Annotated in this window: 1 tRNA gene and 2 rRNA genes (1 of these 3 cut by a window edge); all 3 read right to left on the minus strand. The window is 55.2% G+C overall.

Going from position 1 to position 2,500, the window contains the following annotated elements:
* Nucleotides 1–77, minus strand: a tRNA-Met gene (locus V6766_RS25335).
* 216 nt (nucleotides 78–293) lie between these two features.
* Nucleotides 294–409 (minus strand): 5S ribosomal RNA (gene rrf / locus V6766_RS25340).
* A gap of 365 nt (nucleotides 410–774) precedes the next feature.
* Nucleotides 775–2,500 (minus strand): 23S ribosomal RNA (locus V6766_RS25345) (it continues 1,348 nt past the right edge of the window).

Below are 2,500 nucleotides of genomic sequence, written 5' to 3' on the forward strand. Positions count from 1 at the left end.
TGGTTGCGGGGGCAGGATTTGAACCTGCGGCCTTCAGGTTATGAGCCTGACGAGCTACCGGGCTGCTCCACCCCGCGTTGATTTTGAGCTTCCGGGTTGAGGGTTGAGACGGATGGTCCTTGGCCTTGCCCGGTATTTTGTTTTGTCGGTTCTCGGCCATTCGGCCTGCGGTCCGACGGGGGCTGCTCCACCCCTGTTTATTGATGTTTTAGAACGACGAAAGCCGCCTTTTACGGCGGCTTGATATCGGCAGTCGCCGTTCTTGATTGAGAAGATTGTGCTGCATTTGGCAGACCTGGCAGCGACCTACTCTCCCGTGTCTTAAGACAAAGTACCATTGGCGCTGGGGCATTTCACGGCCGTGTTCGGAATGGGAACGGGTGTTAAGGACCCCGCCATAACCACCAGGTCAGCCAAATGCAGCATGTTTTCGAGAAGCTGGGCTTTTTTGATGTCCTCACGCTGACGCGGCTTGCGCCGCTTCGCTCCGGACGGGGCGGCGCATGCGCGCCGGCGGCCGGTCGGCCTTGCGAAGCCTTCGGCTTCGGCCTTCCCCTGCAATGCAGGAGCAAGGACACAAGGACGTGAGGTCTGTTGTTGTATTTGCGCTTGTGTGAAGCACCGTAGCAGCCGCTATCGGGGAACTTCCCCGTAGCACGCTAGTGCGTCGCGCAGCGCGCCGTCCGCAGGGCAGGACCGAAGGTCCGGTGCGCCCGTGAGGACAAAAAGTTGATCGTGAAGCCAAAGGCTTCGCGATGAACATAAACAATGAGAACGATCAAGCCAATCGAGCGATTAGTACCGGTAAGCTTCACACATTGCTGCGCTTCCACACCCGGCCTATCAACGTTGTCGTCTACAACGGCTCTGATAGGGAACACTCGTTTTCAGGTTGGTTTCCCGCTTAGATGCCTTCAGCGGTTATCCATTCCGTATATAGCTACCCTGCTATGCGGCTGGCGCCACAACAGGTCCACCAGAGATACGTCCATCCCGGTCCTCTCGTACTAGGGACAGATCCTGTCAATATTCCTACACCCACGGCAGATAGGGACCGAACTGTCTCACGACGTTCTGAACCCAGCTCACGTACCGCTTTAATTGGCGAACAGCCAAACCCTTGGGACCTGCTCCAGCCCCAGGATGCGATGAGCCGACATCGAGGTGCCAAACAACCCCGTCGATATGGACTCTTGGGGGTCATCAGCCTGTTATCCCCGGCGTACCTTTTATCCGTTGAGCGATGGCCCTTCCACGCGGGACCACCGGATCACTATGACCGACTTTCGTCTCTGCTCGACTTGTCAGTCTCGCAGTCAGGCGGGCTTATGCCATTGCACTCAGCGAACGATTTCCGACCGTTCTGAGCCCACCATCGCGCGCCTCCGTTACTCTTTAGGAGGCGACCGCCCCAGTCAAACTACCCACCATACACTGTCCCGGAACCGGATAACGGATCGCGGTTAGACATCCACGAAGATAAGGGTGGTATTTCAAGGATGGCTCCACAAAGACTGGCGTCCCTGCTTCAAAGCCTACCACCTATCCTACACATGTCTTGGTAAATGCCAGTGTAAAGCTATAGTAAAGGTGCACGGGGTCTTTCCGTCTGACCGCAGGAACCCCGCATCTTCACGGGGAATTCAATTTCACTGAGTCTGCGTTGGAGACAGCGGGGAAGTCGTTACGCCATTCGTGCAGGTCGGAACTTACCCGACAAGGAATTTCGCTACCTTAGGACCGTTATAGTTACGGCCGCCGTTTACTGGGGCTTCAATTCAATGCTTGCACATCTCCTTTTAACCTTCCAGCACCGGGCAGGCGTCAGACCCTATACGTCGTCTTAAAGACTTCGCAGAGCCCTGTGTTTTTGATAAACAGTCGCTACCCCCTGGTCTGTGCCACCTCTCAATACTTGCGTATGAAGAGGTCACGCTTCTTCCGAAGTTACGCGTGCAATTTGCCGAGTTCCTTCAACGCAGTTCTCTCAAGCGCCTTGGTATACTCTACCTGACCACCTGTGTCGGTTTCGGGTACGGTCTCATGGCGGGGCTATTTCCTGGAACCGCTTCACCGCAAGGACAATCCAATAAGTCCTCACGATTTACGCAATCCGTCACCACCGCCTGGCCCACGAATATTAACGTGGTTCCCATCGACTACGCGTTTCCGCCTCGTCTTAGGGGCCGGCTAACCCTGCTCAGATTAACTTTAAGCAGGAACCCTTGGTCTTTCGGCGAGGGAGTCTCTCACTCCCTTTATCGTTACTCATGTCAACATTCGCACTTCCGATACCTCCAGAAGCCCTCACGGGTCTTCCTTCATCGGCCTACGGAACGCTCCGCTACCACGTGGATAAATCCACATCCTCAGCTTCGGTGCATGGCTTGAGCCCCGGTACATTTTCGGCGCAAAGACCCTTATTTAGACCAGTGAGCTGTTACGCTTTCTTTAAATGATGGCTGCTTCTAAGCCAACATCCTGGTTGTTTTGGGATCCT

Source organism: Martelella sp. AMO21009 (genome assembly GCF_053484295.1).